The following is a 24,604-nucleotide window of genomic DNA, read 5'->3' on the forward strand; positions in this document are numbered from 1 at the left end:
TTCGTAATTGCGGACGCTTGATCGACATCGCAGAATGGTCAGACGCCCATCCGAGGCGTGATAACTATAAATCTAAGAGAGACAATTAAATGAGAACCAAGCACGTTGTAGCGCTGCTCGCGGCAGCGCTGTCGATCCCGCTCGTCTCTACGGCGGAAAACTACCACTGGGACTCGGTCGCCATCGGCGGCGGCGGCTTCGTCACCGGGGTTGTCCCTAGCAAGCTTGAACGCGATGTCGTCTACGTCCGCACCGACGTCGGCGGCGCATATCGCTGGGACGCCGCCAAATCGCGCTGGGCGTCGATGACCGACTGGATCGGCCAGGCCGATGTCGGCCTGCTGGGCATCGAGTCGCTGGCGGTCGATCCGCACAACGCGGCCAACGTCTATATGCTGGCCGGTACCAGCTACTTCAGCAACGGCAAGACCGCCGTGCTGCGCTCCAGCGACTACGGCAAAACCTTCACCGTCACCGACGTCAGTAGCCAGTTCAAATCCCACGGCAACGGCATGGGACGGCAGAACGGCGAGAAGCTACAGGTCGATCCCGGCTCGGGCAACGTGCTGTACGCGGGTACGCGGCGCGATGGGCTGTTCAAAAGTTCGGACTCCGGCGCCACCTGGAGCCGCATGCCCGGCTTCGAGGTCACCAGCACCCCCAACGACAATGGCGTCAGCTTCGTGCTGCTCGACCCCACCAGCGTGGACGGCGGACTGGCGCAGCGCATGTTCGTCGGCGTGTCGCGCTTCGATTCGGCGGGACCCAACCTGTATTTCAGCTACGACGCCGGCGAGACCTTCGTGCCGGTCGAGGGCGGGCCCACGGGCTTGATGCCGCAGCGCGCGGTCATGTCCCCCGGGGGGCTGCTATACATCACCTACGCCAACGGCGCCGGCCCGCATCCCGGCAACAACGAGCCGATGGACAATGGCCAGGTATGGGAATACGACGCCGTCGGCGGCAACTGGACCAACATCACGCCCCCGGGCTTCGCGCGGCCGTTCGGCGGCATCAGCATCGACCGCAACGATCCGAAACACCTGGTGGTCTCCACCATCAACACCTGGATGCCGCAGGGCGCCAACCAGTACGGCGACCGGATTTTCACTTCCAAGGATGCCGGCCGCACCTGGACCGACGTGGTGGCGCGCGGCTTCGCGATCGATCCCAAGGGCGCGAACTGGATCACCGACACTTCGATCCACTGGGCCGGTTCGGTGGAGTTCGATCCGTTCGACGGTAAAAAGGCGTGGGTGGTCTCCGGTAACGGCTTGTTCAAAACCAGCGACATCAACGCCAGCACCACCACCTGGGCGTTCGACGTCGCCGGGCTGGAGGAAACGGTGCCGTTCGACTTCCAGAGCGTTCCGAATGGTCCGCTGGTGTCGGTGATCGGCGATTTCGATGGCTTCATCAACGCCGATCCGGCGCAATACGGCGTGCGCCACTCGCCGCAGACCGGCACCACCACCGGCCTGGCGATCGCCGCGCAGGACCCGCGCATCATGGCGCGTGTCGGCAACGACATGTACTACACCACCAACAGCGGCTCGAGCTGGACCAAGTCGCCAGTGCTGAACGGCGCCAAGGGCAACCTGGCGCTGTCGGCCGATGGCTACGCCTTGCTGCACAGCCCCGCCGATTCGAACGTCAGCTATCGCTCGACCAACTTTGGCGGCAGCTGGGCGCCGATCTCCGGGCTCACGGCCAACAACGCGCGTCCGGTCGCCGATCCGGTCAATCCGTCGAAGTTCTACGCCTACGACAATGGCAAGCTGCTGGCCAGCGTCGATGGCGGCGCCTCGTTCGCGCTCAAAAGCAGCCTGCCCGCCGGCGGTTCCAACCTGATTCGTCCGGCTCCCGGACGCGAGGGCGACCTGTGGGTGTGCCTGAACGGCGGCGGGATTTCGCGCTCCACCGACTCCGGCGCCACCTTCGCCAAGGTCGCGACGGTGAACCAGTGCGACGCGGTGGGCTTCGGTAAGACGGCGCCGCAGGCCAGCTATCCAACCGTGTACCTGCACGGGACCGTGGGCAGCGTGCACGGCATGCTGCGCTCGACCGACGCCGGCGCCACCTGGGTGCGCGTCAACGACGCCGCCCACCAATACGGTGGACTGGCCAACGGCGGCATGGTGGCTGGCGACATGAACGTCTTCGGCCGGGTGTACATGAGCACCGCCGGCCGCGGCATCGCCTACGGCACGCCGGCGGTGACCGGTGGCGAAGTACTGGTGACGCCGGTGACGGCCGGCCCGCCGGTGGTGACGCCGCAACCGGTCAACGAGTGCAGCTACGTGGTTACGGCCTCCTGGTCCGGTGGCTACAACGCGGCGGTCCGTATCAAGAACAATCGTTCGACCGTGGTCAATGGCTGGTCGGTCAGCTGGACCTATACCGACAATTCGGCCGTCCAGGGCTTCTGGAACGCCGAGGTGACCGGCGCGCCGCCAACCTACACGGCCACGCCCAACCAGAGCTGGAACACGAACATCCAGCCCGGCGACACGGTGGAATTCGGCATGACGGTCAGCGGCGAGGCGATTCCGGTCGTCACCGGCGACGCTTGTAAATAAATTGGGATGAAGACGATGAAAAAAGTACTGACTGGTTTCTTGGCTGGCGCCGTTTTGACGCTGGCGTCGCCGGCGCAAGCCGCCGTGGTGAACTTCGACGACGTGAGCGCGGGCGGCAAGCTGTCGTCGCTCTCCAAATACAACCCGTATGCCGGTCTGACTTGGACCAACAGCTGGTACCTGGGTGACACCGCCGTCAACGGCTACGGCAATGCCGCCCATTCGGGCACGCAGTTCGTCTCCAACGGATTCGGCGTCAACAACCTGGGCGTCGGCAGCGACACCGCTTTCAACCTGAATGGCGCTTGGTTCGCCACGCCCGCCACCAATGGTTCGAAGGCGACGTGGATCAATATCAGCGCCTACGATGCGGCGAACCAGCTGATAGGCAGCACCGGGAATGTCGCCATCAACGGCAGCTACAGCTGGGTGCAAGCCAGCTTCGCCAATGTATCGCGGTTGACCATCACACGTGACAAAGGATGGTTTGTGATGGACGACCTCTCGATCTCCGCCATCGGCCTGGTGGTGGGGCCGGCCAACCCGGTGCCGGAGCCGGGTAGCACGGTCCTGCTGGCGGCCGGATTGCTGATGACGGGTTTTGCAGCAGCGCGTCGGAAGTCCTAACCAAGTAACCATGAAAGGTCACATGATGAAATCCTTTTTATCGATGGTGCTTTTCCTCCTCGCGCTGGGCGCGGGGCCGCTCGCCCAGGCCCAGAGTTGCGGTAGCGGGGGCGGTGCGACCGTTTGCCTGACCGCGACCGGTACGTCGGACAATATCAAACTGAGTTGGACCGTCAGCGGCGCCGTCACCGGCGTCCAGATCTACCGCGACATCGACAGCACCACGGCCGGCCGCGGCAGGCTGGCCATCCTGTCGGCATCGACCACCAGCTACACCGACACCACGCCGGTCCAGGGCACGACCTACTGGTACTGGATCAAGTTCACCACCAGCGCCGGCAGCTACGATTCCGGCGCGGCGACGGCGGTGCGCGCCGGCGCGGTGCGCAGCCTGACCAGCCTTCAGATGTCGAAGCTGATGTCGCCCGGCTGGAACATGGGTAACTCGCTGGAGGCGATCGGCGGCGAGACCGCCTGGGGCAATCCGGCGGCCAACCAGGCGCTGTTCAACGGCGTCAAGGCGGCGGGCTTCAAGAGCGTGCGGATTCCGGTCTCGTGGAGCCAGTACGCGGACTCCAACTACAACATCAGCGCCAGCTGGATGGCGCGCGTGACGCAGGTGGTCGACTACGCCCGCGCGGCCGGCCTGTACGTGATCATCAACGTCCACTGGGACGGCGGCTGGATGCAGCCTTCGTACGCCCAACAGTCGGCGGTGAACTCGCGCCTGAACAAGTTCTGGACCCAGATCGGCAATAACTTCAAGTACTACGACGATTATTTGCTGTTCGCCGGCACCAACGAGACCAATATCGACGGTGTGTACAGCGCGCCGACGACGGAAAACTGCACCGTGCAAAAGAGTTTTTTGCAGACCTTCGTCAATGCCGTTCGCGCCACCGGCGGTAACAACACGCAGCGGCACCTGGTGGTGCAGGGTTATCTGACCAATATCGACTACACGGTTGGCTGCAACGCCACGCTGCCGAGCGATTCGGTGGCCAGCCGCCTGATGATGGAGGTGCATTACTACGATCCGTACGACTTCACGCTCAGCGACAGCGACAACATCTGGCAGTGGGGCGCCAGCGCCACCAATCCGTCCGCCACCGAAACCTGGGCCAACGAGTCGTACACCGACACCCAGTTCCAGAAGATGAAGACCAACTTCATCGACAAGGGTGTGCCGGTGATCCTGGGCGAGTATTCGGCGAACCTGCGCAGCAATGTGGACCCGACCGGTAAATACCGCAAGCTGTGGAACCAGTATATTACCCAGGCTGCGTTCAAGCGCGGCGTGGTGCCGATGTATTGGGACAGCGGTTACACCGGCAACCACGCCTCGGGATTGTTCAATCGTTCGAACGGCACCCAAGCCTATCCCGATGTGATCAGCGGGATCGTCAACGCGGCGAAGTAATCAGGCCTCGACCGCCGCCTCCTGCGCCGCCATGCGCCAGCGCTTGTCGGCGTCGGCGGCGGCGTTGAGGTCGGGCGGGAAGTCGTCCACCCGCACCGACAGGTCGGTGAAGCGGGCGAAGTCCGACAGGGCCCGGCGTTCCTCCGGCGTCACCAGGCCCTTGGCGGCGGCTTGCGTGGTCCAGCGCTCCATCTCCGGCAGGCTTTGCGGCATGGCGTCCAGCTGGCCCGCGCGCACCGCCGGCTTGAGGCGATGCTCGATCGCCTCAACCTGCGGCAGCAGGTTGAACGCCAGTTCGCCGCAGGCCACCGGATCGCGCAGGTCGTCGGCCAGGAAACCGTCGGCCAGCAGCCGCTCGCGGCCCGCGCCGGCGGTTTGCATCGCGTTCGCCACGGCGCTGCCCAGTTCATCGGACGGCGGCGCGTACGGCAGGCCGAACGGGAACACCAGCAGGCGCGCCAGCACGGCGGCGGGGCGGTTGGGGAAGTTTTCCAGCACGCCGTCCAGCGCCAGCTGCGCCTTGTGCAGCGCGTCGCGCACCGACCAGTGGACGTACGGTGCGTCGGCTTGCTGCCGGCCGTCGTCCTCATAGCGTTTCAGCGTGGCGCTGATCAGATACATCTGCGACAGCGCGTCGCCGAGGCGCGCGGAGATGCGCTCGCGGCGTTTCAATTCCCCTCCCAATACGAACATCGACACGTCCGTCATCAGCGCGAACGCGGTGGACAGGCGGCCGATGGCGCGATAGTAGGCCGCCATGTCGCCGGCCGCCTGCTCCGGCACGGGCGCGGTGGCGCCGCCGGTCAGCCCGTACCACAGGCCGCGCGCGGCGTTGGCGCAGACAAAGCGCATGTGGCCGAAGAAGGCGGCGTCGAAATCGTGCAGGGCCTTGCGGTGGTCGCCGTTGGCGGTGGCGCGCATCTCCTTCAACACGTAGGGATGCGAGCGGATCGCGCCCTGCCCGAATATGATCAGGCAGCGCGTGAGGATGTTGGCGCCTTCCACCGTGATGGCGATCGGGATCTGCTGGTAGGCGCGGGCGAGGAAATTGCTCGGTCCCATGCAGATGCCTTTGCCGCCCAGGATATCCATGCCGTCGTTGACGACCGCGCGGCCACGCTCGGTGACATGGTATTTGGCGATGGCCGAAACGACGGCCGGCTTTTCGCCCAGGTCCACGGCCAGCGCGGACAGCTTGCGCGCCGCGTCCATCATGTACAGATTGCCGCCCATGCGGGCCAGCGCCTCCTGCACGCCCTCGAATTTGCCGATCGACGTCTTGAATTGGCGGCGGATGGCGCAATACGCGCTGGTGCCGCGCACCGCCAGCTTGGCCGTGCCGACGCTGGCCGACGGCAGCGAGATCGCGCGTCCGGCGGCCAGGCATTCCATCAGCATGCGCCAGCCCTTGCCGATCTGGCCCGGGCCGCCGATGATCCATTCCATCGGGATGAACACGTCGTCGCCGCTGGTCGGGCCGTTCTGGAAGACGGCGTTCAGCGGCCAGTGGCGGCGGCCGATCACCACGCCCGGATGGGTGGCCGGGATCAGCGCGCAGGTGATGCCGGTGCTGGAGCCGGCCGGCAGCAGGCCGTCGGGATCGACCACGCGGAAGGCCAGGCCAAGCAGCGTGGCGATCGGCCCCAGCGTGATGTAGCGTTTGTTCCAGGTGATGCGCAGGCCCAGGGTTTCGCGGCCCTCGAAGCGGCCCATGCAAACCACGCCGGTGTCGGGAATCGCGGCGGCGTCGGAGCCGGCGTACGGGCTGGTGAGCGCGAAGCAGGGGATTTCGGTGCCGGCGGCCAAGCGCGGCAAATAATAGTTCTTTTGTTCCTCGGTGCCGTAGTGCAGCAACAGCTCGGCCGGACCGAGCGAGTTCGGCACCATCACCTGCACCGCCAGCGCCGAGCAGCGCGTCGACAACTGCATCACCACCTGCGAATGCATGTAGGCGGAGAAGGCCTTGCCGCCGTATTGCTTCGGAATGATCATGCCGAGGAAGCCTTTGTCGCGCGCGTATTGCCAGGCGGGAGCGGGCAGGCCTTGCCAGACCTGGGTCGCTTCCCAGTCGTCGACCAGTTCGCACAAGTGGCGCACCTCGTGGTCGAGGAATGATTGTTCCTCGGCCGTCAGCGTGGGGCGCGGCAGCTTCAGGAACTTGTTCCAGTCCGGGCGGCCGGAGAACAGGTCGGCATCCCACCAGGTGGTGCCCGCTTCGAGCGCGTCGCGCTCGGTGTCGGACATGGCGGGCAGGATGCGCTTGAACAGTGCGAAAATGTGCGGTGTGACCAGGCTGCGGCGCAGCGCCGGCGTGGCGAGGATGACGGCGGGAACGCCGATCAGTATGACGAGGATTATCGCGAGGATCATATCGTGCTCCTTTATTATTGGAGCACCATACTGCGCGGGAAGCTAAATTACCGTGCGGTCACGCGCATAACGGGCGGGTGGGGCTGGGGACGTGGGCGGCGCTTGCATGGCGGATTACGCTGCGCTAATCCGCCCTACGTGGCTCGCCGTTATGCGGGCTTTTCCGTATTAATCATCTTTTGGTTGGGGTCGACATGAGCGCCTTGTCCGGACTGCCCGTGTTGATGCTCTGGCTGGAGAGGTAGCCCTGCGCGGCGTCCAGGCCGGCGTTGTAGCGTACCGTGTCCATGACGCTCTTGGTGTCGATCGTCCATTCCTTGGCGGCGACGGCGGCCGGTTCGACGCGCATTTCCGCAAGAATATCGTCGCGGCTGGCGCCGGCCGCCAGCTTTTGTTGCCAAGTATCGGCCCAGCTGGCTGTCGCCGGGTCGAGCGCGTTGCGCGCCAGGTTCTTCAGCACGATCTTGGCCTGCGGCGTGTTGCCGAGGTAGGCGTGCGTCAGCGCCGCCGACCTGGCGAAGGTGCCGACCTCGCGCGCGCCGCGCCAGGCGGTGAGCGCGCCTTCCAGCGCTGTTTCGCTCAGCTCGGATTGCCCCGCCAGCTCCGCGCGGTAGTAGGCGTACGCGGCGTCCGACGAATCGGAATTGAGCTCGCGTGCGTTCAGCAATTGCTGCTGCGCGGTTTGCAGGTAGGCCTGCGCCGTTGCGCCCTGGCTCTGTTGGGCCAAGCGCAGGTTGGCCAGGCCCGACAAATAAACGGCGTCGAAATTGGCGGCATTCTTAGCGATCGCCTGCGAAAGCCACGGCAATGCCTCGGCCGGGTTGCCGAAGGCGATACGCGCGCGGCTCAGCGTCATCTGCGCGAATTCGTTCTTTGGAAACTTTCCCGCCTCGCTGCTGATCTTGCGCAGCAGCGCTTCGCCGGCCTGCTTGCCGGGGCACGATTTCACGGCGGCATCGAGCATGACGAAATCGCTGGCCGCTTCCGGCAGCGCGCTGAAGTCGACGGTGGCAACCGGCAATTCAGGCATGTCCACTTGCAATACCTTGATCGAGGTGCGGCGGTAGCGCCACATTTCCGTGCCCAGCTGCGCGGCCTTCAGCCCGAAGGCGTCCTCGAAAGCCGGCGTGGCGGCGGTGCCCTGGTACACCGCGCCCAGGTATTTACCCAGGCGCGCGCGGTTATCTTCGGAAGACTGCATGTAGTGCATCAGTAGCCAGGACTTGGCGGCGAATTCCAGACGTACGCCGGCATCGCCCGCGTAGTTCCTGGCGTTGGCGAGGTTCTGCGTGAGCACGTCGGAGTAATCCAGGCTGTAGCGGTGGCCTTCTTCCAGGAAGTCGAGATATTGGGCGATGTTCGGTGGGGTTTTACCGATGAACATCTGCGTATCGGTGAAGCGCACGCTGGCGAAGTACTGCGCGAATCCGTCGATGAACGCGGCCGGCGAACGGATGTCCGTGTGGCGATAGATGAAGTGGCGGGTGTAAGCTTCGAAGATGTAGGCCAGCCCTTCGTTCTGCGACGTCTCGTCCAGGTGGAAGCCGAAGCCCTGAACGCCGGCCGCGCAACTGCTGTACAGGCCGATGGCGTCGGCCGGCAGGGCGGCGTCGATGCCGCTCAGGCCGGCGACGCGGTTCTGGTAATACAAGGTCAGCTTCTGCTCCGAGCCGTTGGCCTTGCGGTAAGGCTTGGTGTAGATGCGTAGCAGATAGTCGAGGCGCTCCAGGTTATTGAGCAACTCGGTGGTCGCTTCGCGCGCGGTGTCGGCGTAGACGACGAAATGCTGGCTCTCGGCGCGAAACCACGGCGACGCCTTCTTGTAGCTGGAGATGGTGACGCTTTGGGTGGCTTGCGGCGCCGCGCTTTGCTGGGCGGTGGCATGGGATGTCGCGATCAGGCCAAGCGCGGCCAGCGCGCCGGCGCGAATGGTGTTATACATAACTGTCTCGTGTGAAAAATTTTTCAATAAGATAGCACGATTTGTTGTATTTAATGGCGACATCTTTGTGAAGACATACGTTGCCGGCGCGCTGCGCTATGGGTTCGCGTTGGCACGGCGCCCACGGACAAGGAAAGGAACCTGCATGTCGGACTGTTGTTCTGGCGCTTGCGCATCGGCCAAGCCGGTGGTCGATCCGCGCTATCGCCGTATTTTATGGATCGCGCTGGTGATCAACGCGCTGATGTTCGGCGTGGAGCTGGCCGGCGGCCTGGCCAGCGACTCGGTCGCGCTGCTGGCCGACGCCGTCGATTTTCTGGGCGACGCCGGCAACTACGCGCTGTCCTTGCTGGTGCTGGGCTCGGCGGCGGTGTGGCGTTCGCGCACGGCCTTGTTCAAGGGCGCGACGATGGGCGTGTACGGCGTCTTCGTGCTGGGCAAGGCCGCATGGCATATCGTCTCCGGTCCGGTGCCCGAGCCGGTGATGATGGGCAGCGTCGGCCTGGCCGCGCTGATCGCCAACGGCACGGTGGCGTTGCTGCTGTACGCCTACCGGGACGGCGACGCCAACATGCGCTCGGTCTGGCTGTGCACGCGCAACGACGCCATCGGCAACATCGCCGTCATGCTAGCGGCGCTGGGGGTGTTCGGCACGCAAAGCGGCTGGCCCGACATTGGCGTGGCGCTAGTGATGGGCTGCCTGGCGCTAAGCGCAGCCCGCCAAGTCATCAAGCAGGCGCTAAGAGAAATACCGGCAACGTTAAAATCGTCTGAACCACGTAGGGCGGATTAGGCGGAACGCCGTAATCCGCCATCCACGCTCCGCCAACGGCACAAATCCGGCCTGCGGTTCAGACGTAAGGCTACTAGTTCAACTTGCCAGCCCCGGCCTTCGCAGGCACGCTGGTCTGCGCCGCCGCAGCCGTCTGCAGTGTGTACGCATACGGCGGCGTCCACAGATTAGCCGAGCTCGGCGCCGCAAACCCGCACTGCCCATCGATCGCGCTCGTGCCCGAGCGGTCGCTGCTAAAGATATGACCCGACGAGCGGAAGCCAATGAAGCTCTTGCCCTTGATCACCTTGCCGCAGAAATCCTCCACCTTCAAGCCTTCGATGCTGTAGTAGTTATTCTGCAGCAGCATGTTCGATTGATAGCGCGCGTCGCTGCCGCCTTCGAACTTGATGTCGGGATTGGTGGTCGTGGTGCTGCCTGTCACGACGTTGTTAAACATGTGCACCTGGCCAAAGCGGTTCAGCGGCAAACGCGTGGTCGCGCCGTTCCACCAGTTGCCCGAGAACGTCACGTGCAGGCGGCCCGCGTCGCTCCAGGCGCGGCCGGAATCGCCGTTGCCCACCAGCGTGGTCTTGTGGTGGTTGCCGAACAGGCTGTTGGCGATGGTGACGTAGTCGCTGCCGCGCACCACGTCGAGCGCGCCGTCGTGCCGGGTTTTATAGGAGCCGGTGGCGGTGGAATCGGGCGTGTCGCCATCGCTGATGGTCAGGTTGTCGATGTAGACATTCTGCGCGCGCCCCAGCGTGATGCCGTCGGCGTAGGCGTTGCCCGAGTCCTCCGGGTTGACGTCCCACGGCGTATCGAGCGCCAGGTTGCGGACGATGACGTTGCGGGTCCAGGTCGGATAATCGTCGCCGTCCTTGCCGTCGGCGATCCACTTCTTGAAATCCGATTCCGGATCGCCGCCGGGCGCCAGCGCCAGCTCGCCACCGATCAGCAGCGAGGTGCCGGTGATGCGCGCCGGCCGGCCCTGGGCGTCGTTGATGCCCACCAGCGTGGTGTTCGACGGCAGGTTGATCGAACCGCCGAACTTTTGATCGGAGTAGCTGGTGTATTCCTTGAACACGGTGTTGTTCTGGCTCCAGCGCAGATCGATATGGCCGATCACGCGGATGATCTTCGGCTCGTTGCCGGCCTGCTCGATGGCGGCGCGCAGCTGCTGGCCGTTGTAGACGGTGTAGACGCGGTTGGCGCTGGCCGAGCTGCCACCGGTCACCAGCACGTTGCCCTTGCGCGACCAGGCGTGCCAGCCGGCGGTGGGCGCGGGCTGGCGCTCGAAGGTGAGTACGCCGCCGGTCGGATCGGCCGAGGCGAACTGCCAGGTGGGCAGCTTGGGCGCGGCCATGTAGCTGGCCGGGTCGTGCAGGCCGCCGACCAGCACCGGCGCCGAGTAATTGCGCACGCCGTATTGCGCCGTTTGCAGCGGCGTGCTGGCGCCGACCAGCGTGGCGGCGTCGATGGTGGCGGCTTGCGCGGAATAGGCCAGCAGGATGCCGGCGGCGAGGATGGTGTATTTCATGGTTGTCTCCAATATGGAAGTAAGTGCGGCTGCGTTCTTTTGTGAACGCTTGCTTGTGTGCTCGCGCTACGATCCGTACCCGCGTGTCGGCGCCTTGCGTGAAGCAATGCGGAATCGATTTTCGATCTGAAAACCGATGCTGACGTCAGCCGGAGGCGATGGCGAATGGCCACGGCGGATCGCGACGGACGTTGTTCCAACTGGGTGGGTACGGACAAACATTCAGCATCCGGACAGCGATGGCTGAAACAGGCACCTTGCGTACCTGTCGCCGTTGCGAGGAGGGCGGTGGGCCGAGTTCGCGCAGGTCAAGGAACCGGCGCCGGCGAACCTTGACAGGTGCGGGACGGCGTCGATGGATTAATACTAATCCCGAAGAAAGAAATTTGCAATATTGGATTTATGCTACACAGTCGCACCGCGCGCTTGACCTTTCCACCGTGGGAGGGTCTATCTTTGGGCATCGCGGCACTATCAATGGCGCCCGGCGCCACGTCCAGAGGAGGGTCCCATGAGCGACATCGAGCATCGGCATCATCATGACGGGCATCGCGCGCCGTCCGAATCCGGCGTAGCGCAAGGCACGGCCTACACCTGTCCCATGCATCCGCAAATCAGGCGGCCCGCCCCGGGCAGCTGCCCGATATGCGGCATGGCGCTGGAACCGGCCATGCCCACGCTGGACGAGGAGGAGAACCCCGAGCTGGTGGATTTCCGGCGCCGGTTTTGGTGGACGCTGCCGCTGACGGTAGCGGTATTCGCGCTGGCCATGTTCGGCCATATGGTGTTCGGCGCGGCCTTGCCCGGCCAAAACTGGATCGAGTTCGCGGCCGCCACGCCGGTCGTCGTCTGGGCCGGCTGGCCATTTTATGTGCGCTGGGCGCGGTCGATCGCCACCGCCAGCCCAAACATGTGGACCTTGATCGGCACCGGCGTCATCGCCGCATATGGCTACAGCGTGGTGGCGACGCTGGCGCCCGGGATCTTCCCGCCGTCGTTTTCCGCGCACGGGCCGATCAGCGTCTACTTCGAGGCGGCCGCCGTCATCGTGTCGCTCACGTTGCTGGGGCAGATATTGGAACTGCGCGCGCGCTCGCAGACGTCGGCGGCTATCAAGTCGCTGCTTGGCCTGGCGCCGAAGACGGCGCGGCGCATCGCGCCCGACGGCGGCGAGGAAGACATCCCGTTGACCCATGTGCATGTGGGCGACACGCTGCGTGTGCGCCCCGGCGAAAGGGTGCCGGTGGACGGCGTGGTGGCCGAAGGCGAGAGCGCGGTCGACGAATCGATGCTGACCGGCGAGCCGGTGCCGGTGACCAAGCGCGCGGGCGACAAGTTGATCGGCGCGACCATCAACACCAGCGGCAGCATGGTCATGCGCGCGCAGAAGATCGGCGCCGACACGGTGCTGTCGCAAATCGTACAAATGGTGGCGCAGGCGCAGCGCTCGCGCGCGCCGATGCAGCGCCTGGCCGACAGCGTGGCCGGCTACTTCGTCGTCGTGGTGGTCGCCATCGCACTGCTGACGTGGATCGTCTGGGGCCTCTACGGGCCGGAGCCGAGCTGGGTGTTCGGCTTCGTCAACGCGGTCGCGGTGCTGATCATCGCCTGTCCCTGCGCGTTGGGGCTGGCCACGCCGATGTCGATCATGGCGGCGACCGGGCGGGCGGCGACGCAGGGCGTGCTGTTTCGCGACGCCGCCGCGATCGAGGACCTGCGGAAGGTCGACACGCTCATCGTCGACAAGACCGGCACGCTCACCGAGGGCAAGCCGGGCTTCGACCGCGTGGTCGCCGCCGCCGGTTTCGACGAGGACCAGGTGCTGCGGCTGGCGGCCGGCATCGACCAGGGTAGCGAGCATCCGCTGGCGCACGCCATCGTCGGCGAGGCGAAACGGCGTGCGCTGGTGTTGGACAAGCCGGAATCGTTCGAGTCGGCGAGCGGCATCGGGGTGCGCGGCAGCGTTGGCGGCAAGCGCCTCGCGCTTGGCAACACCGCGCTGATGGAGGCCGAGGGTGTCGACTGGCGGCCGCTGGGCGAGGCGGCCGAGGCGCTGCGGGTGGAGGGCGCCAGCGTGATGTATCTGGCCGCGGACGGGCGTATCGCCGGGCTGCTGGCGGTGTCCGACCCGATCAAGCCCACCACCCGCGACGCGCTGGTCGGGCTGTATGCCGACGGCGTGGCGGTGATCATGGCCACCGGCGACGGCGCGGCCACGGCGAAATCGGTCGCGGCCAGGCTGGGCATCGGCGAGTATTACGGCGAAGTCCAACCCCGGGACAAGCTGGCGCTCGTGGAGCGGCTGCAAGGGCGCGGGAAAGTGGTGGCGATGGCCGGCGACGGCATCAACGACGCGCCGGCGCTGGCCAAGTCGGACGTCGGTATCGCGATGGGCACCGGCACCGACGTCGCGATCAACAGCGCGCACGTCACGCTGGTCAAGGGCGACTTGCGCGGCATCGCGCTGGCCCGCGGCATCTCGGTTGAGACGGTGCGCAACATGTGGCAGAACCTCGCCTTCGCCTTCGTCTACAACGCGCTGGGCATCCCGCTGGCGGCGGGCGTATTGTATCCGCTGACCGGGCAGTTGCTGTCGCCGATGATCGCCGCGCTGGCGATGAGTCTGAGCTCGGTTTCCGTGATCGCCAACGCGCTGCGCTTGCGCCGCCGGGCCGGCGCGCCGGTCAGCACCCGGTCGGCATAGAGGCGGTGTTCTTTACCGCTTGCAGATAAAAGAGTAGCGACAGGATCGACACGCCCAGCAAGATCACCAGCAATATCGCCGGGCTGGCATGGCGACTCAAAATGACGCCGGCGACGATCGGGCCGGCCGCCTTGGCCAGCAGCGACGGCCCGGCCATCGCGCCCGAGATGGCGCCATAGTTGGCGCGCCCGAACATCGCCTGCGGTATGGTGCCGCGCACGATCGTCAGCACGCCGTTGCTCAAGCCATACAGCACGCAGAAGACGGCCGCCGCCCAGGCTTGGGTGCCGAACAACAGCAGGACCAGCAACCCGGCCGGCAGCGTGGCAAAGGTGAATTTGCCCACCGTCCGCGGCAGCGCGTTCCTGGCGACGGTGCGTTCGCACAGGCGGCCGGCGACCTGCATCGGCCCCATCAAGGTCGACAACAGCACGGCGACGGCGGCCGTGTGGCCCAGGTCCGTCAGCAGCGGAATCAGGTGCACCGACAACGCCGAGAAGATGAAGATGTTGGCCGAGAACGCCATCGCCAGCTTCCAGAACGCCGGATGGCGCAGCGCCTCGGCCAGCGTGTGGCTGGGCGCGTGCGGCACCGGCTCGGCCGGCGCATCCCGTCCCAGCATCAGGTGCAAGGGCAGGCATAGCAGCAACTGGGCTAAACCGTACCAAAAATAGGTGTCGCGCCAGCCGATCAGCGCGCTCAGTTTCAACGTCAGCGGCCAGAACACGGTGCTGGAGAAGCCGCCGAACAAGGTCAGCGTCGATATCGCCTGGCGGCTGTCGAAGTGGAACTTGCGGTTGATGGTGGCGAACGCCGCCTCGTACATCGTCAGCGCCATGGCGACGCCGAGCAGGGTCCAGGCGCCGAAATAGGACAGCGTGCCGGTCGCCCGGCTCAGCCAGACCAGGCCGGCGCCGCACAGCAGCGAACCGAGCGCCATGATCCACTGGCCGCCGAAGCGGTCGAGCAGGATGCCGGCGGGCGTGGCGACCAGTCCGGAGACGAGCAGGCTCCACGAGAAGGCGCCGTACACCAGTTCGGCGCGCATGCCCAATTCGCCGCCGATGGCCGGGGCGACGATGCTGAAGGCGTAGTAGACGGAGCCCCAGGTGGCAATTTGTGTGAACGCAAGTTTGCCGATAGTGCGCCAAGGACGATGCATCAAGCCGCTCTATGGAGATCGCGGAGGGAGCAGGACATCAATGTCGCCGACGCGGGGCAAGCGCCCTGGAACTCGCGCGAGACCAGCACCGCGGCGGGCACCGCGGCGCGCGCGTCCTCGCTGAACCCGCGCCTTGCGAAAAAAGTCGCGGCGGTCGTCGTCAGCAGGTACAGCTTGCCGATGCCGCGTGCATCGGCGATCGCCTTCAAGGCGTCGAACAGGTGGCCGCCTATGCCCGAGCCCTGCCGATCCGGCACCACCACGACCGAGCGCAGCAATGCCGCCGCGCCATAGTGTTCGAGCGCGCCGGCGCAGACGATCGCGCCGCCGGCCTCACCGACGAGGAAACCGGCCAGATGATCGTGCGCGCCCTCGCGCGGCAACCCGGCCTCGGTTAACAAAGTCTCGATCGTGGGCCAGTCGGCGGGCGTGGCGGGGCGAAAGGTGGGAAATTCTGCTTGCATACTGCTCATCAGCGCTCCTGGTTGGCGTCGGGCCAACTGCTGGAATCAATTCGGCTTGCCTAAAGAATAATTCCTTCTCATCAAGCTGTCAATATACTTCGATATTATTTGAATGGTCGTAGCTTGTGCGTTACAATAGTTCAATCATCTTCGAATCATGGAATCGATCCTTATGGAAACCAAAGACGTGCTGGCGGCGCTGGCGGCCATCGCCCAGGAGAGCCGGCTGGCGATTTTCCGGCTGCTGGTGCAGATCGGCCCGGGCGGCATGGCGGCCAGCAGGATCGCCGGGCAGCTGGACATTGCGCCGTCGTCGTTATCGTTCCACCTGAAGGAGCTGTCGCACGCCAGGCTGATCACCTCGCGCAACGAGGGGCGGTTCGTCATTTATTCGGCCGACGTCGCCGTCATGAACGGCTTGATCGGCTACCTGACGGAAAACTGCTGCGGCGGCATTCCCTGCGGCCCGACCGGCTGCGGTCCCGACACGAAATCCACCTAACCCAGGAGAAGCCGCATGCCTGAAACAAACTATACCGTCCTCTTCCTATGCACCGGCAACTCGTGCCGTTCGGTCATCTCGGAAGCAACGTTCAACCACCTGGCGCCGGCCGGGATGAGGGCGATCAGCGCCGGCAGCCAGCCGACGGGAAAATTGCACCCGCGCGCGGTGTCGCTACTGGCCAGCAAGGGTATCTCGACCGAAGGCTACTTCAGCAAATCATGGAACGACCTGCCGGCGACGCCGGATATCGTGGTAACGGTATGCGGCAGCGCCGCGGGCGAAACCTGCCCGGCCTATCTGGGCGCGGTGACGCGCACCCACTGGGGCGTGGACGACCCCGGCCACGTGGTAGGCACGGAAGAGGAGATCAGCATCGCGTTCGAACGGACCTACGACATCATCCGCGCGCGCATCGAAGCCTTCCTCGCGTTGCCGCTGGACCGGTTGATGAACGACCAACCCGCCCTGAAGGCCGAGCTCGACAAAATCGGCCACCTCCCCACCTAAACCAACTCCGGGGTCAAAACCAACTCCGGGGTCAAGTCTAACATTCCTACATGAGCACGCCCGTAACGGCGATGCGCCGGGTGGTACGGCACAGTCCGTGTAGAAATGGTGGACCTGACCCCGGAGTGTGAAGGACTTGCGATGCTTGCAGCGTTTCTGATTTTTATCGCCACATTGTGCCTTGTGATCTGGCAGCCGCGCGGCCTCGGCATCGGCTGGAGCGCGGCCGCCGGCGCCGTCGTGGCGCTGCTCGCCGGGGTGATCCATGCCGCCGATATTCCGATCGTCTGGCACATCGTTTGGAACGCCACCGGCACTTTCGTGGCGGTGATTATCATCAGCTTGCTGCTGGATAGGGCCGGCTTCTTCGAGTGGGCCGCGCTCCATGTGGCGCGCTGGGGAGGCGGCAGCGGCAGCCGTCTGTTCGTGTTGCTGGTCCTGCTAGGCGCGGCCGTGTCCGCGCTGTTCGCCAACGACGGCGCGGCGCTGATACTGACGCCGATCGTCATCGCCATGCTGCGCGCGCTGCGTTTTCCACCCCGGGCCACGCTGGCCTTCGTGATGGCGGCCGGCTTTGTCGCCGATACGGCCAGCTTGCCGCTGGTGGTGTCGAACCTGGTCAACATCGTGTCGGCCGACTATTTCGACATCGGCTTCGCCCGCTACGCCGCCGTCATGGTGCCGGTCGACCTGGTCGCCGTGGCCGCCACGCTGGCGGCGCTGATGTGGTTCTTCCGCAAGGACATCCCGGCCGGCTACGACGTGGCGCAACTGAAGGCGCCCGGGCAGGCCATCCACGACCGCGCCACCTTCATCGCCGGCTGGTGGGTGCTCGGCGTGCTGTTGGCCGGCTTCTTTTGGCTCGAACACTTGGGCGTGCCGATCAGCGCCGTGGCCGCCGCCGGCGCCGCCCTGTTGCTGGCGGTCGCCGCCCGCGGCCACAAGATCTCCACGCGCGAGGTCGTCGCCAACGCGCCGTGGCAGATCGTCGTCTTTTCGCTCGGTATGTACCTGGTCGTCTACGGCCTGCGCAACGCCGGCCTGACCGCCTATCTGACCGCCATCCTCAACCAGTGCGCCAGCCACGGCGTGTGGGGCGCGGCGCTGGGCACCGGCCTGATCACGGCCGCGCTGTCGTCGGTGATGAACAATATGCCGACCGTGCTGATCGGCGCGCTGTCGATCGACGCGACGACAGCCCAGGGCGCGGTGCGCGAGGCGATGATCTACGCCAACGTCATCGGCAGCGACCTGGGCCCGAAAATCACGCCGATCGGCAGCCTGGCCACGCTGCTGTGGTTGCACGTGTTGTCGAGCAAGGAGATCCGCATTTCGTGGGGCTACTATTTCCGCGTCGGCATCGTGTTGACCTTGCCTGTGCTGGTGATCACGCTGGCCGCGCTGGCCGCGCGGCTCGCTTGAATCTCGAACCAACCCAACTGGATTTAAACATGGAAAAGATCACCAACCTGCCCAACATTAATCCCGAACAGTTGGATTTGCCGACGCTGGACAAGCTCGCCCAAGCCGGCGACCTGGACCATCCGCCGCGCATCCTGATGCTGTACGGCTCGCTGCGCGAGCGCTCCTTCAGCCGTTTCCTGACCGAGGAGGCGGCGCGCATCCTGGAGCACTTCGGCGCCGAGGTGAAAATCTTCGATCCGATGGCGTTGCCGATGGCCGGCAGCGTGCCCGAGGACCATCCGAAGGTGGTCGAGTTGCGCGAGCTGTGCCTGTGGTCCGAGGGCCAGGTGTGGTGCAGTCCGGAGCGCCACGGCGCCGTCACGGCCGTCATGAAGAACCAGATCGACTGGATTCCGCTGGAGATGGGCGCGATCCGCCCCAGCCAGGGACGCACCCTGGCCGTGATGCAGGTGTGCGGCGGTTCGCAATCGTTCAACGTGGTCAACACGCTGCGCCTGCTGGGCCGCTGGATGCGCATGTTCACCATCCCGAATCAATCGTCGGTGCCGATGGCCTACAAGGAGTTCGACGATGCCGGTCGCATGCGGCCGTCCGGCTACTACGACCGCGTGGTCGATGTGATGGAGGAACTGTTCAAGATGACGCTGTTGATGCGGGGCAGGGCGGATTACCTGACCGACCGTTACAGCGAGCGCAACGAACGGCAAATGAAAGCGATCGACGCGGCCATCAAGAAAATCTGACGGCATCGGCGCGCCACGCGCGTTCTTTTTCGCAGCCACATCATCCACTGCCTCCATCGCGCCGTAATCGGCGCGCCTCTACGCTGAGTTTGTTTGTTCGCAAACTAGCGCCTTGATATCGACCTAGCATAGTCCTTGGGGCTTCGATCCCCGGGCAATCCGCCCGCATTTCTCAAGGAGATCATCATGCGTAACCTCAAAAGCACCGAGCTGCAGCACGTCTACGGCGGCGGCAACACCACTGGTGGCAGCGGCAAGAGCGACAGCAAATGCAAGAGCCACAGCATGGGCAAGAGCGACAGCAAAGGCAAGAGCCACAGCAAGGGCAAGAGCCGTAGCTGCACCTACTGATAGCACTTGCGTCACCCTGCCGGCCTAACCGCCGGAGCGCCGGGGCCCGCGCGTACGAGTGGGCCCCGGCGCCGATGCCGATCATGCATACGCCTTAGCCGAACAGGAGCCGTCATGAAACGAGACAAAGTGCCAACCGCCGCGATCCTCGCTCCGCAGCGAACCGGGCAGCACGAAACCTGGCTGCTCGGGCAAGCGCCGCTGCGCAAGTACCTCGATTTCATCGACGACATGGGCGCGCCCGGCCTGGCCGCCCAGCGTGCCGAGTTGGTGCGCGAGTGGAGCGCGGCCGCGCTGTATTACGAAGAGCTGGCGCGGCGCGAGCCGGGCGTCGCCGACCATCCGGTCACGCCGCCGCTCGACCCCGCGCTGGCGCCGCTGGTCGCGCAGCTGGCGCTGAGCGCGGCCTATACGCGCACCTTCGACAGCCTGCCCGTCACCATACAGATGGTGGACCTGGCGCAACTGGTGGTGTGCCAGAATCACGTCACCCATACCTTCGTCGAGCGGATCAAGGCGCGCCTGGGCGCGGCCCCCGATCCGGCCGCGCTGTTGCGCTTTTGCCTGCCGCAAGAGGACAGCCCGGCTCCTGTCGAGCTGCGCGCGGCCGGTTCCCGACGCTACGTGTTCCGCAGCGAGTCGACCGATTTCCGCTTCCACGAGCCCGTCATGCTTGAGCAAGGCCAACTGGAGAACTATCGTTCGTTCGGCCCGGTCGCCGGCGCGCTGGCCCTGGTCGTCGGCTTCAGCTGCAATTTCATGAACGCCGTGTGCGACGACGACAGCGGCCGGCTGCTGCTGCACAACGGCTACCATCGCGCCTGCGCGCTGCTCGAGCTCGGCGTACGCTACGCGCCATGCGTGGTGCAAACCGTGACCTCCCGCGATGAGCTCGACATCGTCGCCAAGGCCTGCGTGGCCAGCGATCCCGGCTACTATTTCAACGCGCCGCGCCCGCCGCTGCTGAAGGACTTCCTCGATCCGCGCATCCGCAAGGTGCTGCCGGTGAAAAAGATGACGCGCGTGATCGAGCTGAGCTACGAGGTGCGCGACTACTTCACGGAAGCATGATGGACGCGCCAGAGCGCACGCCGCGGCACGACGAGGACGCCTTGCCGCTGTTCCGTCCCGAGCTGTTGCAGGAGCGCCAGCACCAGTGGCTGGGCACCGTGCTGCTCAAGCCGCGCCCGATGCACGCCTGGTTTGCCGCCAGCGCGGCGCTGACCGTGGCGGCCATCGTCGCCGCGCTGGCCCTGGGCAGCTACACCAGCAAGGCGCGGGTGGCCGGCTGGCTGGTGCCGGCGCAAGGGGTGGTGCGGGTGTTCGCGCCGCGCGCCGGCGTCGCCACGCGCGTGCTCGTGCACGAGGGCGAGACCGTGGCGCGCGGCCAGCCGTTGATGGCGCTGTCGACCGAGGAGCAGAGCGCGGCGTTGGGGCCGACCCAGGCCCTGGTCGCGCACGAGTTGGCCGCGCAGCGCGACAGTCTGGGCCTGGACAGCGAGCGCAGCGCACAATTGTTCAGCCAGCGGCGCGCCAACCTGGAGGGGCGGCTGGCGGCGATGGCCGAGGAGGAGCGCAAGCTGGCGCAGGAGATCGGCCTGCAAAAGTCGCGTCTGGAGATGGCGCGCCAATGGGAGGCGCGCGCGAAAGAGCTGCGCCTGATCGGCTTCGCCCTCGAGCAGCAGGTGCGCGCCGCCAGCCAGGACGCGGTCGAGCAGGCGGCGCGGGTGGCGGCGCTCGAGCGCAGCCTGATCGCCTCCGCGCGCGAGCGCGCCACCCTCGACGGCGAGCTCAAAGAGATACCGCTGCGGCTGGCCGCGCAGGAGGAAACGATCAAGCGCGGCATTGCCGCCACCTCGCGCGAGCTGGCCGAGACCGAGGCGCGGCGCTCGCTGTCGATCCCGGCGCCGCAGGCCGGCACCGTCACGGCCATCCACGCCAGCCCGGGCGCCGCGATCCGGCCCGACATGTCGTTGCTGTCGATCGTCCCGCTCGGCGTGCCGCACGAGGCGCACCTGTACGCGCCGAGCCGGGCGGTCGGCTTCGTCCGGGCCGGGCAGGCGGTGTTGCTGCGCTATCGCGCTTATCCGTACCAGAAGTTCGGCCATTACCGGGGCACCGTCGTGAGCGTGTCGCGCAGCCCGATCGAGCCGGCCGAGTTGCCGGCCGGGTTCGCCGCCGGCGGCAACCGCGACGCCAACCCGGGCGGCGCCGCCGAGGCCTTGTACCGCATCGTCGTGCGGCTCGATCGGCAGGAGGTGACGGTCTACGGCAAGCCGATGCCGCTGCAGCCGGGCATGCAGCTCGACGCCGACATCCTGCTCGACCGCCGCCGGCTGTACCAATGGATGCTCGATCCGCTGCGGGCGCTGTCGGGGAACTGGAAATCATGAAGCAGCCCATGAAACAGTCCGATTTCGGCGCGCTGCTCGGCATGCGCCTGCCCTTGATCCTGCAGACCGAGGCGGCCGAGTGCGGCCTGGCCTGCCTGGCGATGGTCGCCGCCTATCACGGCCGCGACACCGGCCTGTCGCAACTGCGGCGCCGCTTCGGGCTGTCGCTGCGCGGCGCCTCGCTCAAGGATCTGGTGGCCATCAGCGGCCATCTCGGCCTGGCGTCGCGCCCGCTGCGGCTGGAGCCGGACGAGCTGCGCCTGCTGTCCACGCCATGCATCCTGCACTGGGACCTGAGCCACTTCGTCGTGCTCAAGAGCGTGAGCGCGGGCGCCGTTTCGATCCACGACCCGGCCGTCGGCGTGCGGCGGCTGACGCACGCCGAGCTGCAGCGCCATTTCACGGGCATCGCGCTGGAGCTCGCGCTCGCGCACGACGTCGCCCGCGCCGAACCGGAGCCGCGCCTGCGCGTGGGCGCGCTGTTCGGCCGCATCGTCGGCGTCAAGCGCTCGCTGCTCACGCTGGCCGTCATGGCGCTGGCGATCGAGCTGCTCGGCGTGACCAGCCCGTTCCTGATGCAGTGGATCGTCGACGACGCGCTGGTCAGCGCCGACCGCGACTTGCTGCTCACGCTGGCGTGCGCGCTGCTGTTCATGATGCTGCTGCGCGTGGCGATCGGCGCCATGCGCGGCGCCACGCTGATCGCCATCTCCGGCACGGTCAAGGTGTCGGGCCGGGGCTCGCTATTCGGACATCTGGTGCGGTTGCCGACCCGGTATTTCGAAAGCCGCCACCTGGGCGACGTCATGTCGCGCTTCGGTTCGCAGGAAACCATTTTGCAGGCGCTGACCACCGACCTGGTCGAGATCCTGCTCGACGGGTTCATGTCGGCCATCACGCTGGTCGCGATGCTGTGCTACGCGCCGGACCTGGCCGCCATCGTGCTGGCCGGCGGCGTGCTGTACGCTGCCCTGCGCGCGCTGTCGTACTCGACGCTGCGTAACGCCCAGGCCGAGGCGATCGTCTGGGGCGCGCGGCGCGACAGCCACTTCCTTGAAACCTTGCGCGGCATAAAAACGATCAAGCTGTTCAACGCACAGCTCGCGCGCCAGACCCATTGGATCAATCTGCTGGTGCAGACCGTCAACCGCCAGGTGACGACGCAGCAGCTGGGGGTGATGTTCCGCTCGGTGAACGCGGCGCTGATCGGACTGGTCGCCGTGCTGGTGGTCTGGCTGGGGGCCGAGCGGGTGCTGGCCAACCAGTTTTCGGTCGGCATGCTGCTGGCCTTTATCAGCTACAAGGACCAGTTCCTGACGCGCGTCAGCGCCTTGATCGACAAGGCGCTCGACCTGTTCATGTTGCGCCTGCATGCCGAGCGCCTGGCCGACATCGCGCTGACGCCGGCCGAGCCGGATGAAGCGCCGCCCATGGCCGCGCCGGCGCGCGCGCCGCTGGCCGTCGAGCTGCGCGACCTGCGCTTCCGCTACGGCGCCAGCGATCCGTGGATACTCGACGGTATCGACCTGGCCATCGCGCCGGGCGAATCGGTGGCGATCGTCGGCCCGTCCGGCTGCGGCAAGACGACGCTGCTGCGGCTGCTCGCCAGCCTGCTCGAACCTTGCGCCGGCGAGCTCAGGATCGACGGCCGGGCCCTGGCGTCGCGCGCGCTGGGGCACTACCGCTCGCTGATCGGGGTGGTGCTGCAGGACGACCAACTGTTCGCCGGCTCGATCGCCGACAACATCAGCTTCTTCGCCGACGCGCCGTCGCAGGAAAGAATAGAATCCTGCGCGCGCCAGGCCGCCGTGCTGGAAGACATCCTTGCCATGCCGATGGGTTTTCACACCTTGATCGGCGATATGGGCGCCGTGCTGTCCGGAGGACAAAAGCAACGCGTGCTGATCGCGCGGGCGTTGTACAGGGAACCCGGCCTGCTGCTGCTCGACGAGGCGACCAGCCATCTGGACCTGGCGCGCGAGCGTTCGGTCAACACGGCGGTGGCGCAATTGCCGATGACCCGCATCATCGTGGCGCACCGGCTCGAGACGGTGCTGGCGGCCGACCGCATCATCGTGCTGGAAAACGGCAAGGTCGCGGCCGACCTGCGCGGGGAGGGCGGCCGGGGACGTTTCCGCGAGATGGCTGCGGCGGCGCTTGAATAGGATTTGCCGTCAAAGGACGCGCAGTTTGTCCCACAACGCGTCCAGCATGGGCTTGCGGTGCGCGATGGCGCGGAACAGGCGGATCTCCAGCCGCATGGTCCAAAGCTCGCCGCCGGCGCGCACCAGCTTGCCCTCGGCCAGCTCACGCCCGATGCAACTCTCCGGCAGCCACGCCACGCCATGGCCGGACATCGCCATCGTCTTGAGCAGTTCGGCCATGTCGCTTTCGTAGCAGCTTTGCAGGCAGGCGGGCTGGCCGGCGCGCTCCTGCAGCCGCTGCACCACACGGCCGAAATAGGAGGTGGCCGTGTAGCTCAAATAAGGCAGCGGCGCGGCCTTGCCACCCGGCAGGGCGAAGGCGGGCGAGCCGGCGCGGTTGGGCACGCACACCGGCATCACCGTTTCGTCGCCCAGGTGCAGGTATTCGAAGCGCCGCGCGTCCAGCTCGACCGGCAGGTCGGCGTGGTGGTAGCACAGCAGCAGGTCGCAATTGCCTTCGACCAGCGCCAGCACCGAATCGTGCACATTGGTCGGCAGGATGCGGGCGGGCAGCGGGCCGTGCCAGGCTTGCACCGAGTTCAGCCAGTTGGGGAAGAAGTTCAGCGACAGCGCATGGCCGGCGGACACGCGCAGCACCTGGTCGTTGGTTTGCTCGACGCGCAGCATGGCGCGGGTGTCGTTCAACAGGCGCACCGCCTCGGTGGCGGCGGCGCCGAACAGCTTGCCGGCCGGCGTCAGCTCCAGCGGATAGCTGCCACGGTCGACCAGATCGGCGCCGACCCACGCCTCCAGCGACTGGATGCGCCGGCTCAGCGCCGACTGCGTCACGTTGCGGTCGTCGGCCGACCGCGAAAAATTGCGCGTCTGCGCCAAGCTGATGAAATCCTCCAGCCACTTGATGTCCATCCGCCCGCTCTCCTTTGCCGCCCTGGTCG

The 24,604-nt window shown here is 66.1% G+C and carries 19 protein-coding genes; 13 read left to right on the forward strand and 6 right to left on the reverse strand.

Annotation, left to right across the window (positions count from 1 at the left end):
* Positions 1-89 precede the first annotated feature (89 nt).
* From JOD97_RS01820 to JOD97_RS01830, 3 genes are read left to right on the forward strand one after another with little or no spacing between them, the layout of a single operon-like run.
* Entirely contained in the window at positions 90-2,579 is a 2,490-nt protein-coding gene (locus JOD97_RS01820; RefSeq protein WP_209712913.1) for a cellulose binding domain-containing protein, read from the forward strand.
* 15 nt (positions 2,580-2,594) lie between these two features.
* Positions 2,595-3,206, forward strand: a complete 612-nt coding sequence (locus tag JOD97_RS01825; protein ID WP_209712914.1) for a PEP-CTERM sorting domain-containing protein — start codon at positions 2,595-2,597, stop codon at positions 3,204-3,206.
* A gap of 22 nt (positions 3,207-3,228) precedes the next feature.
* Positions 3,229-4,626 (forward strand): glycoside hydrolase family 5 protein, encoded by a 1,398-nt coding sequence (locus JOD97_RS01830; protein ID WP_229264148.1) that lies wholly within the window; start codon positions 3,229-3,231, stop codon positions 4,624-4,626.
* On the opposite strand, the gene JOD97_RS01835 is transcribed toward JOD97_RS01830, so the two are convergent.
* Positions 4,627-6,996 (reverse strand): acyl-CoA dehydrogenase, encoded by a 2,370-nt coding sequence (locus JOD97_RS01835; protein WP_209712915.1) that lies wholly within the window; start codon positions 6,994-6,996, stop codon positions 4,627-4,629.
* Between the two features lie 172 nt (positions 6,997-7,168).
* Positions 7,169-8,938: a hypothetical protein gene (locus JOD97_RS01840; RefSeq protein ID WP_209712916.1), complete on the reverse strand. Its 1,770-nt coding sequence runs from the start codon at positions 8,936-8,938 to the stop codon at positions 7,169-7,171.
* Between the two features lie 145 nt (positions 8,939-9,083).
* On the opposite strand from JOD97_RS01840, the gene JOD97_RS01845 reads away from it, so the two are divergent.
* Complete coding sequence (locus JOD97_RS01845; protein WP_209712917.1) at positions 9,084-9,731, forward strand: cation transporter; 648 nt, start codon at positions 9,084-9,086, stop codon at positions 9,729-9,731.
* Positions 9,732-9,804: 73 nt separating this feature from the next.
* On the opposite strand, the gene JOD97_RS01850 is transcribed toward JOD97_RS01845, so the two are convergent.
* Entirely contained in the window at positions 9,805-11,250 is a 1,446-nt protein-coding gene (locus JOD97_RS01850) for a polysaccharide lyase family 1 protein (RefSeq protein ID WP_209712918.1), read from the reverse strand.
* Between the two features lie 511 nt (positions 11,251-11,761).
* On the opposite strand from JOD97_RS01850, the gene JOD97_RS01855 reads away from it, so the two are divergent.
* Complete coding sequence (locus JOD97_RS01855) at positions 11,762-13,954, forward strand: copper-translocating P-type ATPase (RefSeq protein WP_209712919.1); 2,193 nt, start codon at positions 11,762-11,764, stop codon at positions 13,952-13,954.
* Here the strand turns inward: JOD97_RS01855 and JOD97_RS01860 are convergent.
* Positions 13,935-15,116 (reverse strand): MFS transporter, encoded by a 1,182-nt coding sequence (locus tag JOD97_RS01860; protein WP_209712920.1) that lies wholly within the window; start codon positions 15,114-15,116, stop codon positions 13,935-13,937. The two genes, JOD97_RS01855 and JOD97_RS01860, sit on opposite strands and share 20 nt — an antisense overlap.
* Positions 15,116-15,589, reverse strand: coding sequence for an arsenic resistance N-acetyltransferase ArsN2 (gene arsN2, locus JOD97_RS01865; RefSeq protein WP_209712921.1), 474 nt, complete (start codon positions 15,587-15,589; stop codon positions 15,116-15,118). The genes JOD97_RS01860 and arsN2 overlap by 1 nt, the downstream gene beginning before the upstream one ends.
* Before the next feature lie 163 nt (positions 15,590-15,752).
* Here arsN2 and JOD97_RS01870 point away from each other — a divergent pair, with 163 nt between their 5' ends.
* From JOD97_RS01870 to JOD97_RS01905, 8 genes are all read left to right on the forward strand, one after another.
* Complete coding sequence (locus JOD97_RS01870; protein WP_209712922.1) at positions 15,753-16,082, forward strand: helix-turn-helix transcriptional regulator; 330 nt, start codon at positions 15,753-15,755, stop codon at positions 16,080-16,082.
* A 15-nt stretch (positions 16,083-16,097) separates the two neighbouring features.
* Positions 16,098-16,592: an arsenate reductase ArsC gene (locus JOD97_RS01875; protein WP_209712923.1), complete on the forward strand. Its 495-nt coding sequence runs from the start codon at positions 16,098-16,100 to the stop codon at positions 16,590-16,592.
* A 141-nt stretch (positions 16,593-16,733) separates the two neighbouring features.
* Entirely contained in the window at positions 16,734-18,014 is a 1,281-nt protein-coding gene (locus JOD97_RS01880) for an arsenic transporter (protein WP_209712924.1), read from the forward strand.
* A gap of 29 nt (positions 18,015-18,043) precedes the next feature.
* Positions 18,044-18,760: an arsenical resistance protein ArsH gene (gene arsH, locus JOD97_RS01885; protein WP_209712925.1), complete on the forward strand. Its 717-nt coding sequence runs from the start codon at positions 18,044-18,046 to the stop codon at positions 18,758-18,760.
* 186 nt (positions 18,761-18,946) lie between these two features.
* A complete protein-coding gene (locus tag JOD97_RS01890; protein ID WP_209712926.1) occupies positions 18,947-19,111 on the forward strand; it encodes a hypothetical protein in 165 nt (54 codons plus the stop codon).
* Between the two features lie 114 nt (positions 19,112-19,225).
* Entirely contained in the window at positions 19,226-20,182 is a 957-nt protein-coding gene (locus JOD97_RS01895; protein ID WP_209712927.1) for a hypothetical protein, read from the forward strand.
* The gene (locus JOD97_RS01900; RefSeq protein WP_209712928.1) at positions 20,179-21,504 is read left to right on the forward strand and encodes an HlyD family secretion protein; all 1,326 of its coding nucleotides are present in this window, start codon (positions 20,179-20,181) and stop codon (positions 21,502-21,504) included. Before JOD97_RS01895 ends, JOD97_RS01900 begins: the two co-directional genes overlap by 4 nt.
* 8 nt (positions 21,505-21,512) lie before the next feature.
* Positions 21,513-23,669: a peptidase domain-containing ABC transporter gene (locus JOD97_RS01905; protein WP_209712929.1), complete on the forward strand. Its 2,157-nt coding sequence runs from the start codon at positions 21,513-21,515 to the stop codon at positions 23,667-23,669.
* Positions 23,670-23,678: 9 nt separating this feature from the next.
* Here JOD97_RS01905 and JOD97_RS01910 read toward each other — a convergent pair whose 3' ends face one another.
* Positions 23,679-24,575, reverse strand: a complete 897-nt coding sequence (locus JOD97_RS01910; protein WP_209712930.1) for a LysR substrate-binding domain-containing protein — start codon at positions 24,573-24,575, stop codon at positions 23,679-23,681.
* Positions 24,576-24,604: the final 29 nt, after the last annotated feature.

Origin of the sequence: Duganella sp. 1411, from assembly GCF_017833525.1 — a bacterium.
GTDB lineage: Bacteria > Pseudomonadota > Gammaproteobacteria > Burkholderiales > Burkholderiaceae_D > Rugamonas.

Excerpts from the sequence above, each read along its gene's own strand:
- JOD97_RS01820 (WP_209712913.1), top strand. The coding sequence starts at position 90 with ATGAGAACCAAGCACGTTGTAGCGCTGCTCGCGGCAGCGCTGTCGATC.
- JOD97_RS01825 (WP_209712914.1), top strand. The coding sequence starts at position 2,595 with ATGAAAAAAGTACTGACTGGTTTCTTGGCTGGCGCCGTTTTGACGCTG.
- JOD97_RS01830 (WP_229264148.1), top strand. The coding sequence starts at position 3,229 with ATGATGAAATCCTTTTTATCGATGGTGCTTTTCCTCCTCGCGCTGGGC.
- JOD97_RS01835 (WP_209712915.1), bottom strand. The coding sequence starts at position 6,996 with ATGATCCTCGCGATAATCCTCGTCATACTGATCGGCGTTCCCGCCGTC.
- JOD97_RS01840 (WP_209712916.1), bottom strand. The coding sequence starts at position 8,938 with ATGTATAACACCATTCGCGCCGGCGCGCTGGCCGCGCTTGGCCTGATC.
- JOD97_RS01845 (WP_209712917.1), top strand. The coding sequence starts at position 9,084 with ATGTCGGACTGTTGTTCTGGCGCTTGCGCATCGGCCAAGCCGGTGGTC.
- JOD97_RS01850 (WP_209712918.1), bottom strand. The coding sequence starts at position 11,250 with ATGAAATACACCATCCTCGCCGCCGGCATCCTGCTGGCCTATTCCGCG.
- JOD97_RS01855 (WP_209712919.1), top strand. The coding sequence starts at position 11,762 with ATGAGCGACATCGAGCATCGGCATCATCATGACGGGCATCGCGCGCCG.
- JOD97_RS01860 (WP_209712920.1), bottom strand. The coding sequence starts at position 15,116 with ATGCATCGTCCTTGGCGCACTATCGGCAAACTTGCGTTCACACAAATT.
- arsN2 (WP_209712921.1), bottom strand. The coding sequence starts at position 15,589 with ATGAGCAGTATGCAAGCAGAATTTCCCACCTTTCGCCCCGCCACGCCC.
- JOD97_RS01870 (WP_209712922.1), top strand. The coding sequence starts at position 15,753 with ATGGAAACCAAAGACGTGCTGGCGGCGCTGGCGGCCATCGCCCAGGAG.
- JOD97_RS01875 (WP_209712923.1), top strand. The coding sequence starts at position 16,098 with ATGCCTGAAACAAACTATACCGTCCTCTTCCTATGCACCGGCAACTCG.
- JOD97_RS01880 (WP_209712924.1), top strand. The coding sequence starts at position 16,734 with ATGCTTGCAGCGTTTCTGATTTTTATCGCCACATTGTGCCTTGTGATC.
- arsH (WP_209712925.1), top strand. The coding sequence starts at position 18,044 with ATGGAAAAGATCACCAACCTGCCCAACATTAATCCCGAACAGTTGGAT.
- JOD97_RS01890 (WP_209712926.1), top strand. The coding sequence starts at position 18,947 with ATGCGTAACCTCAAAAGCACCGAGCTGCAGCACGTCTACGGCGGCGGC.
- JOD97_RS01895 (WP_209712927.1), top strand. The coding sequence starts at position 19,226 with ATGAAACGAGACAAAGTGCCAACCGCCGCGATCCTCGCTCCGCAGCGA.
- JOD97_RS01900 (WP_209712928.1), top strand. The coding sequence starts at position 20,179 with ATGATGGACGCGCCAGAGCGCACGCCGCGGCACGACGAGGACGCCTTG.
- JOD97_RS01905 (WP_209712929.1), top strand. The coding sequence starts at position 21,513 with ATGAAACAGTCCGATTTCGGCGCGCTGCTCGGCATGCGCCTGCCCTTG.
- JOD97_RS01910 (WP_209712930.1), bottom strand. The coding sequence starts at position 24,575 with ATGGACATCAAGTGGCTGGAGGATTTCATCAGCTTGGCGCAGACGCGC.